Consider the following 15,043-nt stretch of genomic DNA (forward strand, 5'->3'; position numbering starts at 1 on the left):
CACCGCTAGGATGGCGATGAACGGATTGCGCTGAAGGATACAGCACACTTATCAGGGAAAAGATGCAGGGAGCACCTTTTAGTAGCCGGATTGCTGCGAGTAAGACTATAACCCCGAAGGGCTTTGGCCCCTCGGGGTTTTTCTTTTCCGCGCCAGGTACGCAGATCACGAGCGGCGCAGGCCAGCCCTTCCGCATCCAGACCAGACGACAGCGCATAAAAAAACCGGCCATCAGACCGGTTCTATTTACAGCAGCGTATGCGCGCTGAACAAAAAAAAGCGCTACACTAACGCGGTTAAAGCTTTTCCAGTTTGGCATACGCCGTCACCAGCCACTTAATGCCTTCGCCGTTGAATGCCACCTGGACCCGGCTCTGCGCGCCGCTACCTTCAAAGTTAATAATGGTGCCTTCGCCGAATTTCGGATGCATCACCCGCGACCCCAGGGTGAAGCCGGTTTCATTAAAGCTCTCTTTCACTACAGTCTGGCTGAAACGGCCACTGCTGGCCGGGCGGCTGACCTGAGCTTTCATGCGCACTTCATCCAGGCAGGTTTCCGGCAGCTCACGAATAAAGCGTGATGGCTTGTGGTACTTATCCTGGCCATACAGACGACGCATCTCGGCATAGGTGATATACAGTTTCTTCATCGCCCGGGTCATGCCGACGTAACATAAACGGCGCTCTTCTTCGAGACGCCCGGCTTCCTCGGCTGACATCTGGCTCGGGAACATACCCTCTTCTACCCCGACCATAAACACCAGCGGGAATTCCAGCCCTTTGGCACTGTGCAGCGTCATCAGTTGCACCGCATCATCAAACTCATCCGCCTGACCTTCGCCGGCTTCCAGCGCAGCATGGGTCAGAAACGCGGTCAGCATGGTCATTTCATCGGCTTCTTCCGGCTTTTCAAACTGGCGGGTCGCAGTCACCAGCTCTTCCAAGTTCTCAATCCGTGCTTTGGATTTTTCGCCTTTTTCCTGCTGGTACATTTCAAACAGGCCGGAGGTTTTGATCACATGGTCGGTCTGTTCGTGCAACGGCATCTCCGCACTGTCATCTTCCAGCGCGTTAATCAGCTCAACAAAGCGGCTCAATGCCGAAGCGGCACGGCCAGCCAGCACTTTTTCATCCAGTAGAGCGACGCTGGCCTGCCATAGGGTGCAACCGCGGTCACGCGCAGCAAAACGTATCGTATCCAGGGTTTTGTCGCCCAGGCCACGGGTTGGTGTATTAACCACCCGCTCAAACGCGGTGTCATCAAAACGGTTATTCATCAAGCGCAGATAGCTGAGCGCATCTTTGATTTCCTGCCGCTCGAAGAAGCGCATACCGCCATAAATACGGTACGCCAGGCCAGCCTGAATCAGCGCCTCTTCCAGCACCCGTGACTGGGCGTTGTTCCGGTATAAAATAGCGCAATCATTAAGGATATCGCCTTTGTCGTGCCACTCTTTAATTTTACCGACCACAAAGCGCGCTTCGTCCAGCTCGTTGTAAGCCGAATAGACCGATATCGGATCACCCACCTGGCCTTCGGTCCACAGCTCTTTACCCATCCGCTCGGTGTTATTGGCGATCAGGGTGTTGGACGCTTCCAGGATGGTTTTGGTCGAGCGGTAGTTCTGCTCAAGGCGAATGGTGTTCACGCTCGGGAATTCGAGGGTAAACTTCTCGATGTTCTCTACTTTGGCGCCGCGCCAGCCGTAAATCGACTGGTCATCGTCACCAACGATCATCACATGGGCGTCCGGGCCGGCCATCATGCGCAGCCAGGCGTACTGAATGTTGTTAGTATCCTGGAATTCGTCGACCAGAATATGTTTAAAGCGCGCCTGATAATGTTCGCGAATATGCTTGTTATCGCGCAGCAGTTCGAGCGTACGCAGCAGGATTTCGGCAAAATCAACCAGACCGGCGCGATCACACGCTTCCTGATAAGCCGAGTAAATCTGCAGGTAAGTCTGGGTAACCGGATCGCGGTACGCATCGATGTGCACCGGGCGCAGCCCTTCGTCTTTCTTGCCGTTGATCCACCACGAAACCTGGCGTGCCGGCCACTGTTTGTCATCCAGATTCTGCGCTTTGATCAGACGTTTCAGCAGACGCTGCTGATCGTCACCATCGATGATCTGAAAATCTTCCGGCAGCTTAGCATCAAGATAATGAGCGCGCAGAATGCGATGACAAATGCCGTGGAAAGTGCCGTTCCACATCCCCGAGGCGCTGCCCATCATCAGCTCTTCAATCCGGCCGCGCATTTCCGCTGCGGCTTTGTTGGTGAAGGTCACCGACATGATCGAAAACGGCGACGCCTGCTCGACCGACATCAGCCAGGCGATGCGATGCACCAGCACCCGGGTTTTGCCACTGCCTGCCCCCGCCAGTACCAACAGGTTTTCAAGCGGTGCTGCGACCGCTTCGCGTTGTTTGTCGTTCAAACCGTCAATTAAGAGAGAGGGATCTATCATGGCTAAGCTACTGGTTATTTATACATAATTTGAACGATTATACCTGTAAACGCAGTCAGACCCAAGTAGGGCCGGGAATGGATTTGCTGCAGATTTATCCAGCGAATTGCCCGCTATGCAGAGCGAAAAGACAAAAAATCATCAGATTTTTATTGTCTATAAATCATTCATTTAATCATTAATACGCTAAATAACAGCGCAAAATTTACCCACTGGGTGAAAGTTTTCTGTCCACCATCCGCTCTTTTTCTCTAAGCAAACGCGCTACTTGATTTCGTTACCACGGCCGTTTGTTACACATGGAACAGTTAAGAGGATAAGACAATGAGCAAATCAAATCTGGCGGTCACCGCCGCAATTACCGGCCTGCTGGCCATGGGTGGCACTCTGCTGAGCGCAGCGCCGGCAATAGCCGCCGAGAAAGAGAAATGCTATGGCGTGGCTAAAGCGGGCCACAATGACTGCGCGACCAAATCCAGCTCCTGCGCCGGTACGTCCAAAATGGACCATCAGAAAGATGCCTTTGTGGTAATGCCCAAAGGGCTATGCGACAAACTGGCCGGCGGCAGCACCATGGCGCCGAAATAAGCCCGCACTGCGCCCTACCTGAGAGAACGTACGGCAGCGCCGTACGTTCTGCCCGGATGACTCATCGACCGCTCTTTATGCACCGTTAGCAGCAAGTATCGAATTGCGCACAAGGATAAGGATGCCATTATGAACCCTGCGATTTCTCACCCCCTGGTCGGTGTCGGTCTGCGCCCCGCCCATCTCGATTTTTTCTGCCACCAGCCAACGCCGCTCAGCTGGCTCGAGATCCACAGCGAAAACTATTTAGCGCCCTTTTCACCGGCGCGCCGCACCCTGCAGCATATCCGCGCCAACTACGACATCAGCTGTCACGGCATTGGTCTCTCTCTAGGTTCTGCCACCAGCATCAATCCTGACCATTTACGCCAGTTGCAGGCGCTGGTGAATGACATCGAGCCCATCATGGTGTCGGACCATCTCAGCTGGAGCGAGCATGGCGGCCACTATTTTAACGACCTGCTGCCGCTGCCCTACACCGAGGAGGCACTGAATGTATTTTGCCGCAATGTGCTGCAGGTGCAAGATGCCCTGGCGCGGCCGCTGCTGATTGAAAACCCGTCCAGTTATCTGCGTTTCAGTCATTCCACCATTGATGAATGGACTTTTCTGGCCGAAGTGCAGCGCCGCACCGACTGCCGTCTGTTGCTCGACCTCAACAATGTTCAGGTCTCAGCCTTTAATCACGGTTTTGCTGTCGCGACTTACCTCGCAGCCATTCCGGCCGATGCGGTGGATGAAATTCACCTCGCCGGCTACAGCGTGCGTCAGTTACCGCAAGGGGAGATCCGCATCGACAGCCACAATCGTCCGGTCAGTGACGCGTTATGGCAGCTGTTTCGCGCCTGGACGGCGCGCCACGGTGTACGCCGCACTCTGATAGAGTGGGATACCGACCTGCCTGAAGCACAGGTCCTGCTGGCAGAAGCCGACCACGCCGCGCAGATCCTGCGGCAGGTGACCTCGGCGCGATATCGCCACCCGGTTGACAGTTTAATGGCACAAGGAGGCGCTGATGAGCTGTGATCTGGCGCGGCTGCAAGCCGACTTTGCCCGCGCACTGAACGGTGACAACAAGGCCGTTGAACACCGGCTTACCAGTGACCGCTTTAGTGGCGGGCAGCGGCTGCAGATTTATCGCAATAACTATGTGATCAGCCTGAGTGACGTGCTCGCTGCCGGTTACCCGCTGCTCAGAGCCGTGATCGGTGAAGAGTGCTTCTCTGCGCTGGCGCGCCACTATGTTATGCATCATCCCCTGACCTGCGCTGATGTCAGCGCCTACGGCGCCGGGCTGGACAGTAGCATCGCCGCGCTGCCACATATTGAGCAGGCCGTGCCTTACGCCGCTGACCTGGCACATTTTGAGTGGCAACTGGATGTGGTGCAGCAAAGCTATGCAACGGCGCCCCGTCCGGACTGCCAGCCGCTGACCCGTTTAGCGGCACTCAGCGCTGCGCAGCAGGCGCAAGCCCGGCTGCAACTGTCGCCCTGGGTCAGTTTGTTCAGTGCGCCGTACGCCTTGTTTGATCTGCGCGCAGCTTTCCACAATGATGATTTTTCTGCGCTGCAACTGGCTGAGGCGCAACGCGGCCTGATCGCCTGCGATAGCGACGGCCAGCCCTGGACCCGCGCGTGCAGCGATTCGGAATATCATCTGCTGCACGCGCTGAGCGCTGCCACTCCGCTCGGCGCAATAACAGCAGAGTTGCTGGCCACTCTGCCGGCACTGACCCAGTTAGATATTGTGGCCGGTTTTACCCTGCCCGGCACGGAATAGGAGACGGATATGAACCCCCTGATTGCACGCTATCAACAAGGCAGCGGCTGGCTGCAAACTGTGCTGGCACCACTGATTTTACTGCTGGCGCGGCTGTGGGCAGCCAGTGTGTTTTTCCAATCCGGCCTGGTGAAAATCAGCAGCTGGGACAGTACCCTGTATCTGTTTGAATTTGAATATCAGGTGCCGCTACTGCCGTGGCAATGGGCGGCTTACCTTGGCACCGCGGCCGAGCTGCTCCTGCCGCTGCTGCTGATCGCCGGCCTGCTTGGCCGCCTCACCGCACTGGCGCTGTTCGGCTTCAATATCATCGCCGTCATCTCGTATCCGCTGCTGTGGGAGCGCGGTTTCTATGACCACCAGCTGTGGGGGGCGCTGCTGCTGATGGTCGTGGTGTGGGGGCCGGGTAAATGGTCACTTGATCACTGGCTCAGCCAGCGCTGGCATGGCGCGGCGCAGTCAGCACCGAACGTACGCAGCAACGCAGAATAACGATCAGTAACAGAATAAGTATCAGTAACAGAATAACGATCAGTAACCGCAATGGCAGAACAAAAATGGCACCATAGGAATAGCACAAGCGCGGTGCGCAGAATAGCAAAAAGGCCAGCCTCAAGCAGGCTGGCCTTTAATGGTTGGACTTGGGCAGTGCTTATGCAGCGATGCCGGCGTGGCGCAGCAACGCGTCAATTTGCGGCTCACGGCCACGGAAGCGTTTGAACAGCTCCATCGGCTCTTCACTGCCGCCCATTTCCAGAATGTTATTCAGGAAGCTCAGGCCGGTGTCGCGGTTGAAAATACCGTCTTCCTCAAAGCGTGAGAAGGCATCGGCTGACAGCACTTCCGCCCACAGATAGCTATAGTAACCGGCGCTGTAACCACCGGCAAAGATATGGCTGAAGCTGTGTGAGAAGCGGTTCCACTCCAGGCTTGGCAGGACAGCCACTTTTTTCTTCACTTCGGCCAATGTTTCCAGCACTTTCGGTCCCTGATCCGGATCGTAGGTGGTGTGCAGGGTGAAATCGAACAGGCCGAATTCAAGCTGACGCAGGATAAACATCGCTGACTGGAAGTTTTTCGCCGCCAGCATTTTTTCCAGCATCGCTTTTGGCAGCGGCTCACCGGTCTGGTAATGGCCGGAGATAAACGCCAGCGCCTCTTCTTCCCAGCACCAGTTTTCCAGGAACTGGCTTGGCAGCTCGACCGCATCCCAAGGCACACCATTGATGCCCGATACCGCGCCCACTTCAACCTGAGTCAGCATATGGTGGATGCCATGGCCAGTTTCGTGGAACAGGGTCACCACTTCATCGTGGGTAAACAGCGCCGGTTTATCACCGACCGGACGGTTGAAGTTACAAGTCAGGTATGCCACCGGAGTTTGCAGTTCACCGGCCGTATTAATACGGCGCACCCGGCATTCATCCATCCAGGCGCCGCCACGTTTATGTTCACGCGCGTACAAATCCAGATAGAAGCTGCCACGCAGCGCACCATTGCTGTCGAAAATATCGAAAAAGCGCACTGACTCATGCCAGGTATCCACACCTGCACGCTCTTTGACCTGCATGCCGAACACGCGGCCCAGGACTTCAAACAGGCCGTTCACCACCTTGTGTTCCGGGAAATAAGGGCGCAGCTCTTCATCCGAGATCTGGAACAGGTGCTGTTTCTGCTTTTCACTGTAGTAAGCGATATCCCACAGTTTCAGTTCCGTGACGCCAAACTCCTGCTCGGCAAACTGGCGCAGCTCTTCCACTTCGCGCTCGCCCTGCGGCTTGGCTTTAGTGGCCAGGTTATTGAGGAAATCCATTACCTGCTGTGGCGATTCTGCCATCTTGGTCGCCAGTGATTTTTCGCTGTAGGTGTTAAAACCGAGCATACGCGAAATTTCATAGCGCAGCTTGAGCTGCTCGGCGATGATTTCGCTGTTGTCCCATTTACCGGCATTCGGGCCACGGTCCGACGCGCGGGTCACGTAGGCTTCATACAGCTCCTGACGCAGCGCCTGGTTGTCACAGTAGGTCATGACCGGCAGGTAAGACGGAATATCCAGCGTCAACAGGTAGCCGGTCAGGCCTTTGGCTTCCGCTGCCGCTTCGGCTGCTGCCAGTGCCGACTCCGGCATGCCGGACAGCTCATTGACGTCCGTCACGTGCTTGCTCCAGCCCATGGTGGCATCGAGCACGTTGTTGGAGAATTTAGAGCCCAGCTCTGACATACGCTTGCTGATCTCACCATAGCGTTTCTGCTCATCGCTTGGCAGGCCGATACCGGACAATTCGAAATCACGCAGCGCGTCAGTCACGGTTTTCTGCTGCGCACGGCTCAGCGCGCTGAACGCTTCGCTGGCTTTGATCGCCTGATAGGCTTTGAACAGCCCTTTGTGCTGACCAACCCAGGTGCTGTATTCCGACAGCAGTGGCAGGCAGCTTTCGTACGCTTCACGCAGCTCTTCGCTGTTGGTGACCGAGTTCATGTGACTGACCGGTGACCAGATGCGGCTCAGGTGATCATCCACTTCTTCGATCGGAGCAATGACATTGTCCCAGCTTGGCTCGGTATTTCCTTCCAGTACGGCGTTGATCTTTGCACGGCAATCTTCAATTGCCTTTTCAAGCGCAGGCTTGACGTGTTCTGGTTTGATAGCAGAAAACGGTGGCAAATCCGTAAAGGTCAGAAGTGGATTAGACATAGAACGTTCCTTTTGATCGAAAGAGGGTCAGTGAATGATATTCACTGGCTATTACGTTAATAGATATAGCCAGGTTCAGCAATTTTCAATACTGGCGTATAATCGGCGATAATGTTTTTTGAACTGACCAGCACCCCGCGACCGGGTGAGAGAGCGCAAATTGTTAAGTTACCGACACAGTTTCCATGCCGGAAACCACGCCGATGTGGTGAAACACATCGTACAAAGCTTAATCCTGACGTCCCTGCAGCAGAAGGATAAGCCGTTTGTTTATCACGACACCCACTCCGGCGTCGGCCGCTATGACCTGACTCATGAGTGGTCAGAAAAAACCGGCGAATATAAACAGGGCATCGCCCGTTTGTGGCAGCAGGCGGATGTGCCGGCAGATATCCAGAGCTACCTGGCGTCGATTAAAGCGCTGAATCAGGGTGACGAGCTGCGCTACTACCCGGGTTCGCCGCGAGTGGCGCGTGCTCACCTGCGTGCTGATGACCGCATGGTGCTGACCGAACTGCACCCGAGCGACTACCCGTTGCTGGAGCAGGAGTTCCACCGCGACCGCCAGGTGGCGATTTTTAAAGAGGATGGCTTTGCCCGCCTCAAAGCCAGCCTGCCGCCGAAAGAGCGCCGTGGCCTGGTGCTGATTGACCCACCGTATGAACTGGCCAAAGAGTACCGCGACGTGGTCAATGCGATAGCACAAAGCTACAAACGCTGGGCAACCGGCATCTATGCTATCTGGTATCCGGTGGTGAATCGCTGCGATATTGAAGACATGATTGAAGGCCTGCAGGGACTCGGCATTCGCAAAATTTTACAAATTGAACTCGGGGTTTCACCGGATACCAACGAGCGCGGCATGACCGCCTCTGGCATGATAGTGATTAATCCGCCGTGGAAACTGCAAAGTCAGATGGAAACCATCCTGCCGTTCCTCAAGCAGACCATTGCGCCGGCCACCGGTCACCACAAAGTGGAATGGATTGTACCCGAGTAATTAAACCGGTCCCCAGAGTCTGGGAGCTGGCAACAAGAATCAACTGCAGGGATTGAGTTCTGACATTCTGTCCTCCATCTACTGATGATACATATTAAAAAACACGCAGGGCATGCGACACCACTCGCCCCCTGCCTGACGGGAGAAAGTAATGGCAACACATTTTGACTATATCTGTATCGGCGGCGGCAGTGGCGGCATTGCGTCAGCGAACCGCGCGGCTATGTACGGTGCTAAAGTGGCGCTGATTGAAGCCAAAGATCTGGGCGGCACCTGTGTCAACGTCGGCTGTGTGCCGAAGAAAGTGATGTGGCACGGCGCGCAAGTGGCAGAAGCCATGAACCTGTACGCGGAAGATTACGGATTCGATGTTGAAGTGAAAAACTTCGACTGGAGCAAAATGGTTGAAAGCCGTCAGGCTTACATCGGCCGTATCCACCAGTCTTACGACCGCGTGCTGGGCAACAACAAAGTTGAAGTGATTCGTGGCTTTGCTAAGTTTGTCGACGCCAAAACCGTGGAAGTGAACGGCGAGCACTACACTGCTGATCATATTCTGATCGCTGTCGGCGGCCGTCCGACTATCCCGAACATTCCGGGCGCGGAGTACGGTATCGACTCGAACGGTTTCTTCGACCTGAATGAACAGCCAAAACGCGTTGCTGTGGTTGGCGCAGGTTACATCGCAGTGGAAATTGCCGGTGTACTCAACGCACTGGGCACAGAAACCCACCTGCTGTGCCGTAAAGAATCACCGTTGCGTAGCTTCGACCCGATGATCATTGATACTCTGGTTGAAGTGATGGCGGCAGAAGGCCCGCAACTGCACACCCACAGCGTGCCAAAAGAAGTGACCAAAGAAGCCGATGGCAGCCTGACCCTGCATCTGGAAAATGGTGAAAGCTGCAATGTTGACACCCTGATCTGGGCGATCGGCCGTCACCCGGCCACCGATGCCATCAATCTGGCCGCGACCGGTGTTGCCACCAATGACAAAGGTTACATCAAGGTCGACGCTTATCAGGCCACCAACGTACCGGGCATCTACTGTGTCGGCGACATTATGGAAGGCGGTATTGAGCTGACTCCGGTCGCCGTCAAAGCTGGCCGTCAGCTGTCTGAGCGTCTGTTCAACAACAAGCCGGATGCCAAGATGGACTACAACCTGGTACCGACCGTGGTATTCAGCCACCCGCCAATCGGCACCATCGGCCTGACCGAGCAGGAAGCGATTGAACAATACGGCGCCGACCAAGTGAAAGTCTACACTTCTGGCTTTACGGCGATGTACACCGCCGTCACCAAGCACCGTCAGCCATGTAAAATGAAGCTGGTGTGTGCTGGCGATGAAGAAACCGTGGTTGGCCTGCACGGCATCGGTTTCACTGTCGATGAGATGATCCAGGGCTTTGCCGTGGCGATGAAGATGGGCGCAACCAAAGCGGACTTCGACTCAGTGGTGGCGATCCACCCGACTGGCAGCGAAGAGTTCGTGACGATGCGTTAAGGCGTACCTGTCCTTTACCTCAGTAAAAAGGCCGGGTTTCCCGGCCTTTTTGTATTTCTGCTCCCGGTCATCCGGCCACCCTCAATCCCACTGGAAGCGTCATATCGACCGCCAGCCGCACCAAACAGCTCTTGTCGCACGAGCATGGAGCGTACTGACCCCTCATCTGACCCAGTGACCGACTCAGCCAACTCAGTCACCACTCAGAGTTCTCCAGCCTGAGGCCACTTTATTTACCTCTTGCTCCCCTGTCTGGCACAGCTTCTGCTTCAGTTTTGCTACCCATGGCCGATTTAAAAACGACCAGTAACAAATTTGCGCATGCATCTGCGTGCATTAGGTGCGACAATTCCCAACCGGGAAAATCGGATAAAAATTGCACTTCCTCATTAATTGTCCATCTGTGCAGCAAAATTTACTTGTCCAATTGTGCAATAAATGACAGAGTTCTATCCAGCAGCCAGACATGCGATTTTTACCTGGGTTCATCAGGATGACATCGGGTGTTGAGAGGCTTTGCAATTAACCAGCATTCTCACAAAGACATTTGAGCCGGTGAATCTGAGCGGTGGTTTGTACGTATACCTGAAGGGATCACTGAGTTTAATACGTTCTACGTGGTAAAGGAGAGAGAAATTATGGGCGACGGTAAAGCCTTTTCTAAACAGTGGCTAACCGCAGTTGTAGCCGCAATTGCGCTGGCGGGTTGTCAGCCAGATGCCACACCACAAGCTGGCGGCGACAGTGCACCACCTCCGGTGGCAGTCGATGTAGTTACCATCACGCCTCAGCCAGTCGACGTCACTAGTACCCTGCCGGGTCGAACCAGCGCCTATCGTATCGCTGAAGTCCGTCCTCAGGTCAGCGGCATCGTCACCAAACGTCTGTTTGTGGAAGGCAGCCAGGTGAAAAAAGGCGACGTATTGTTTGAACTGGATGCTTCCACTTATCAAGCTGCTCTGGCCAGTGCCAAAGCCAGCCTGGCCCGTTCAGAAGCGAGCCTGGTTCAGGCTCAGTTTCAAGCCAAGCGTTACAGCGAACTGGTGAAGAAGAACTCGGTCAGCCAACAGGATTACGAAGACGCGCAGGCAAGCTACAAGCAAGCACTAGCGTCGGTAGAAGAGGCGAAAGCCAACGTTCACTCTGCTGAAATCAACCTCGCCTACACCAAGATCACTGCGCCGATCTCCGGCCGTATCGGTCGTACTCTGATCACTGAAGGTGCATTGGTTACGGCGAACCAGACTAACGCTCTGGCAACCATTCAACAGCTGGATCCGCTTTATGTCGACCTATCTCAGCCAAGTAGTGAGTTGCTTAAACTGCGTCAGGCGACTGGCATAAAAAACACAGAGCTGAGCGGTATTAAACTGTTCCTTGATGACGGCACACCCATTGACCAGCGTGCAACGCTGCAGTTTGCGGAAGTATCGGTCAACGAAAATACCGGTACGGTCAATGTACGCGCCACCGTTGATAACGCCGATCAGTTCCTGCTGCCTGGCCTGTATATACGCGCTGCAGTTCCGACCGAGCATCGCGAAGACGGCATCCTGATTCCTCAGGCCGCAGTCACCCGCAACGCGCGCGGCGAAGCGTCGGTATTTGTGGTGGATGCAGACAACAAGGTTGAATCACGCATGGTAGAGACCAGCAACACTATCGGCAATCAGTGGCTGATTGACTCAGGCCTGAAAGCCGGCGAGAAAGTAGTGGTTAACGGTATCCAGAAAATTCGTCCGGGCAGCTCAGTCACTCCTCAAGTCCTGGAAGATTCTAAGGAATAATAAGACATGGCACGATTTTTTATAGATCGCCCAATATTCGCGTGGGTGATCGCCATCATCATCATGCTGGCGGGTGTGTTGTCAATCATGACACTGCCCGTCTCGCAATATCCGGATATCGCGCCGCCGGCGGTGTCGATTTCCGGCTCATACCCAGGTGCTTCGGCGGACACGGTGGAAAACAGCGTGACCCAGATAGTCGAGCAGAACATGAATGGTATCGACAATCTGCTCTACATGTCGGCCACCAGTGACTCTGCGGGTAACTTCAGTATCACCCTGACCTTCGAATCCGGTACCGATCCGGATATTGCTCAGGTTCAGGTGCAGAACAAGTTATCGCTGGCGGAAGCAACCCTGCCGAACGAGGTAACCCAACAAGGTCTGACGGTGGCGAAGTCCTCCAGTTCATTCCTGATGGTTGTCGGCTTTATCTCGAAAGACGGCAGCATGAACAACACTGAAATCTCTGACTTCATGGTATCACAGGTTAAAGACCCGCTGAGCCGTGTACAAGGTGTCGGTGAAGTTCGTGTGTTCGGTGCCCAGCACGCCATGCGTATCTGGCTTGATCCGAACAAACTGAGTAACTACCAGCTGACGCCTGCGGAAGTAAGCAACGCAATTCGCGCGCAAAACACCCAGGTATCAGTAGGTCAGCTCGGTGCAGCACCGGCAGTCGAAGGCCAGCAGCTTAACGCGACCATCACGGCACAAAGCCGCTTTACCACAGTCAAAGAGTTCCAGAATATCCTGCTGAAAGTGGATACTGACGGAGCGCAGATTCGTCTCAAAGACGTGGCACGGGTTGAACTTGGCGCTGAGAACTACCAGACCGCGGCCCGTTACAACGGTAAATACGCGTCGGGCATCGCGATCACGCTGGCGACGGGTGCCAACGCTCTGGACACCGCAGATGCGGTCCGCGCACGTCTGGCTGAACTGCAGCCAACCTTCCCGGACAACATCGAAGTGGTGTATCCGTACGATACCACTCCGTTTGTTAAAATCTCGATTGAAGAAGTAGTTCATACCCTGTTGGAAGCGATTGTACTGGTCTTCTTCGTGATGTACCTGTTCCTGCAAAACTTCCGTGCCACGCTGATCCCAACCATCGCGGTGCCTGTGGTTCTGCTCGGTACCTTCGGGATCATGGCGGCATTCGGCTTCTCAATCAACACCCTGACCATGTTTGGTCTGGTTCTCGCTATCGGCCTGTTGGTGGATGACGCCATCGTGGTGGTGGAAAACGTTGAGCGGGTAATGAGCGAAGACGGCTTGCCGCCACGTGAAGCAACCCGTAAATCAATGGGTCAGATCACCGGCGCTCTGGTCGGTATCGCGATGGTACTGAGTGCGGTATTTATCCCGATGGCGTTCTTTGGTGGCGCAGCGGGTGCGATTTACCGTCAGTTCTCACTGACCATTGTATCGTCAATGGTACTGTCAGTACTGGTGGCGATGATCCTGACTCCGGCACTGTGTGCAACCATGCTTAAGCCGGTAAAAAAAGGCGAAGATCACCACGTAAAATCCGGTCCGCTGGCCTGGTTCAACAAGTGGTTTGACCGTGGTACCCAAGGCTACCAGAACACCGTCGGCAAAGGCGTTAATCGTCGCTGGCGTTACCTGCTGGTTTACGGCGTGATTGTCGGCATTCTGGCCACACTGTGGACCCGCCTGCCATCTTCATTCGTACCGGAAGAAGACCAGGGTATTTTCTTGTCTGTTGTCCAGTTGCCGGTCGGTTCCACTCAGGAACAAACCCTGGCAGTGATGGATAAAGTGCGCAAGCACTTCCAGGAAGATGAAAAAGATCTCGTAGTTTCTGTGTTTACCGTTGCCGGCTTTAGTTTCGCCGGTCAGGGCCAGAACATGGGTATGGCGTTTGTGCGCCTGAAAGACTGGGATGAGCGGACTGAACCTGGCCAGTCGGTGGATGCGGTTATCGGCCGTTCATACCCTGCGTTTGCGCCAATCAAAGAAGCACAAATCTTCTCATTCAACATCCCGGCGATTCAAGGCCTGGGTAGTGCGAGTGGTTTTGATGCTTACCTGACAGATACGGCTAACCTGGGTCACGAAAAACTGATCGAAGCGCGTAACCAGTTGCTGGGCATGGCCGGTTCGAACCCCAACCTGACTCAGGTACGTCCGAACGGTATGGAAGATACGCCGCAGTTCCGCATTGATATCGACTATGAAAAAGCGATGGCAATGGGTGTGACAGTATCGGACATCAACACCACCCTGTCGACCGCGCTGGGTTCGAGCTACGTTAACGACTTCATCGATAACGGCCGGGTCAAACGCGTTTACGTGCAGGCCGATGCGCCTTACCGGATGACGCCGGATGACCTCAGCCTGTGGCACGTGCGTAACGCCGATGGTGATATGGTGCCGTTCGATGCCTTCGCTACTACGCGCTGGTCGTTCGGTTCACCTCGTCTGGAGCGCTTTAACGGCGTACCGGCCGTCAACATTCAGGGCTCGGCGGCACCGGGTAAGAGTACCGGTGATGCGATGCAGGCGATTCTGGAAATTGTTGATCAGCTGCCGGAAGGCATTGGCCTGGAATGGACGGGGGCCTCGTACCAGGAAATTCAGACCGGTTCACAAGCGCCGTTCCTGTACGCCCTGTCTATCTTAATCGTATTCCTCAGCCTGGCTGCGTTGTACGAAAGCTGGAGTGTGCCGTTCTCCATTATCCTGGTCGTTCCGCTGGGGGGTATTTGGTGCGATTCTGGCGGCAACCACCAAGTCGCTGTCGAACGATATTTACTTCCAGGTTGGCCTGCTGACCACCATTGGTCTGTCAGCGAAAAACGCCATCCTGATCGTGGAATTCGCCAAAGACCTGTATGACGATGGCATGGATCTGGTGAAAGCGACCGTTGAAGCGTGTCGTATGCGTCTGCGTCCGATCATGATGACCTCGTTCGCGTTTATTCTTGGCGTACTGCCACTGGCTCTGAGTACCGGTGCCGGTGCCGCGAGCCGTAACGCGATCGGTTGGGGTGTTGTGGGTGGTATGCTGGCAGCAACTATCCTGGCGATTTTCTTCGTCCCGGTGTTCTTTGTGATGGTGATGAAACTATTCGGCACCAAACCGCATAAGATTCCGACCGACGCTTAATCGAGTGAACAGCCTCCAAATGCCCACCCGCCTCCGGCCGGTGGGCATTTTTTTATTCCGGTCATCCAATAATGCTTAA

The 15,043-nt window shown here is 54.9% G+C and carries 9 protein-coding genes and 1 pseudogene; 8 read left to right on the forward strand and 2 right to left on the reverse strand.

All coding sequences use genetic code 11. The annotated features are described in order from the left end of the window. Positions 1 to 296: 296 nt before the first annotated feature. Positions 297 to 2,471 (reverse strand): DNA helicase II, encoded by a 2,175-nt coding sequence (gene uvrD, locus KNV97_RS18245; protein ID WP_136487234.1) that lies wholly within the window; start codon positions 2,469 to 2,471, stop codon positions 297 to 299. Positions 2,472 to 2,795: 324 nt separating this feature from the next. Between uvrD and KNV97_RS18250 the strand changes: the two genes are divergently transcribed. The 4 genes from KNV97_RS18250 to KNV97_RS18265 all read left to right on the forward strand — a co-directional run bounded on the left by KNV97_RS18250 (position 2,796) and on the right by KNV97_RS18265 (position 5,331). Beyond that, entirely contained in the window at positions 2,796 to 3,059 is a 264-nt protein-coding gene (locus KNV97_RS18250) for a BufA1 family periplasmic bufferin-type metallophore (RefSeq protein WP_136487235.1), read from the forward strand. A gap of 129 nt (positions 3,060 to 3,188) precedes the next feature. Continuing rightward, the gene (bufB, locus tag KNV97_RS18255; protein WP_136487236.1) at positions 3,189 to 4,085 is read left to right on the forward strand and encodes an MNIO family bufferin maturase; all 897 of its coding nucleotides are present in this window, start codon (positions 3,189 to 3,191) and stop codon (positions 4,083 to 4,085) included. Further along, entirely contained in the window at positions 4,075 to 4,839 is a 765-nt protein-coding gene (locus KNV97_RS18260) for an HvfC/BufC N-terminal domain-containing protein (RefSeq protein WP_136487237.1), read from the forward strand. The genes bufB and KNV97_RS18260 overlap by 11 nt, the downstream gene beginning before the upstream one ends. A 9-nt stretch (positions 4,840 to 4,848) precedes the next feature. Continuing rightward, entirely contained in the window at positions 4,849 to 5,331 is a 483-nt protein-coding gene (locus KNV97_RS18265; RefSeq protein WP_136487238.1) for a DoxX family protein, read from the forward strand. Positions 5,332 to 5,491: 160 nt separating this feature from the next. Here KNV97_RS18265 and prlC read toward each other — a convergent pair whose 3' ends face one another. Continuing rightward, a complete protein-coding gene (gene prlC, locus KNV97_RS18270) occupies positions 5,492 to 7,534 on the reverse strand; it encodes an oligopeptidase A (RefSeq protein ID WP_136487239.1) in 2,043 nt (680 codons plus the stop codon). Between the two features lie 160 nt (positions 7,535 to 7,694). Between prlC and KNV97_RS18275 the strand changes: the two genes are divergently transcribed. From KNV97_RS18275 to KNV97_RS18290, 4 genes and pseudogenes are all read left to right on the forward strand, one after another. Further along, a complete protein-coding gene (locus KNV97_RS18275; protein ID WP_136487240.1) occupies positions 7,695 to 8,534 on the forward strand; it encodes a 23S rRNA (adenine(2030)-N(6))-methyltransferase RlmJ in 840 nt (279 codons plus the stop codon). A 151-nt stretch (positions 8,535 to 8,685) separates the two neighbouring features. Next, positions 8,686 to 10,041 carry a glutathione-disulfide reductase gene (gene gorA, locus KNV97_RS18280; protein WP_136487241.1) on the forward strand — a complete coding sequence of 452 codons (1,356 nt, stop codon included), beginning with the start codon at positions 8,686 to 8,688 and terminating at the stop codon, positions 10,039 to 10,041. Positions 10,042 to 10,679: 638 nt separating this feature from the next. Next, positions 10,680 to 11,828 (forward strand): efflux RND transporter periplasmic adaptor subunit, encoded by a 1,149-nt coding sequence (locus KNV97_RS18285; RefSeq protein WP_136487242.1) that lies wholly within the window; start codon positions 10,680 to 10,682, stop codon positions 11,826 to 11,828. A gap of 6 nt (positions 11,829 to 11,834) precedes the next feature. Continuing rightward, positions 11,835 to 14,964 (forward strand): annotated as a pseudogene (locus tag KNV97_RS18290) (efflux RND transporter permease subunit). Positions 14,965 to 15,043 lie beyond the last annotated feature (79 nt).

Origin of the sequence: Vibrio ostreae, from assembly GCF_019226825.1 — a bacterium.
GTDB classification, from domain to species: domain Bacteria; phylum Pseudomonadota; class Gammaproteobacteria; order Enterobacterales; family Vibrionaceae; genus Vibrio; species Vibrio ostreae.

Excerpts from the sequence above, each read along its gene's own strand:
- gorA (WP_136487241.1), top strand. The coding sequence starts at position 8,686 with ATGGCAACACATTTTGACTATATCTGTATCGGCGGCGGCAGTGGCGGC.
- KNV97_RS18265 (WP_136487238.1), top strand. The coding sequence starts at position 4,849 with ATGAACCCCCTGATTGCACGCTATCAACAAGGCAGCGGCTGGCTGCAA.
- uvrD (WP_136487234.1), bottom strand. The coding sequence starts at position 2,471 with ATGATAGATCCCTCTCTCTTAATTGACGGTTTGAACGACAAACAACGC.
- KNV97_RS18260 (WP_136487237.1), top strand. The coding sequence starts at position 4,075 with ATGAGCTGTGATCTGGCGCGGCTGCAAGCCGACTTTGCCCGCGCACTG.
- prlC (WP_136487239.1), bottom strand. The coding sequence starts at position 7,534 with ATGTCTAATCCACTTCTGACCTTTACGGATTTGCCACCGTTTTCTGCT.
- bufB (WP_136487236.1), top strand. The coding sequence starts at position 3,189 with ATGAACCCTGCGATTTCTCACCCCCTGGTCGGTGTCGGTCTGCGCCCC.
- KNV97_RS18285 (WP_136487242.1), top strand. The coding sequence starts at position 10,680 with ATGGGCGACGGTAAAGCCTTTTCTAAACAGTGGCTAACCGCAGTTGTA.
- KNV97_RS18250 (WP_136487235.1), top strand. The coding sequence starts at position 2,796 with ATGAGCAAATCAAATCTGGCGGTCACCGCCGCAATTACCGGCCTGCTG.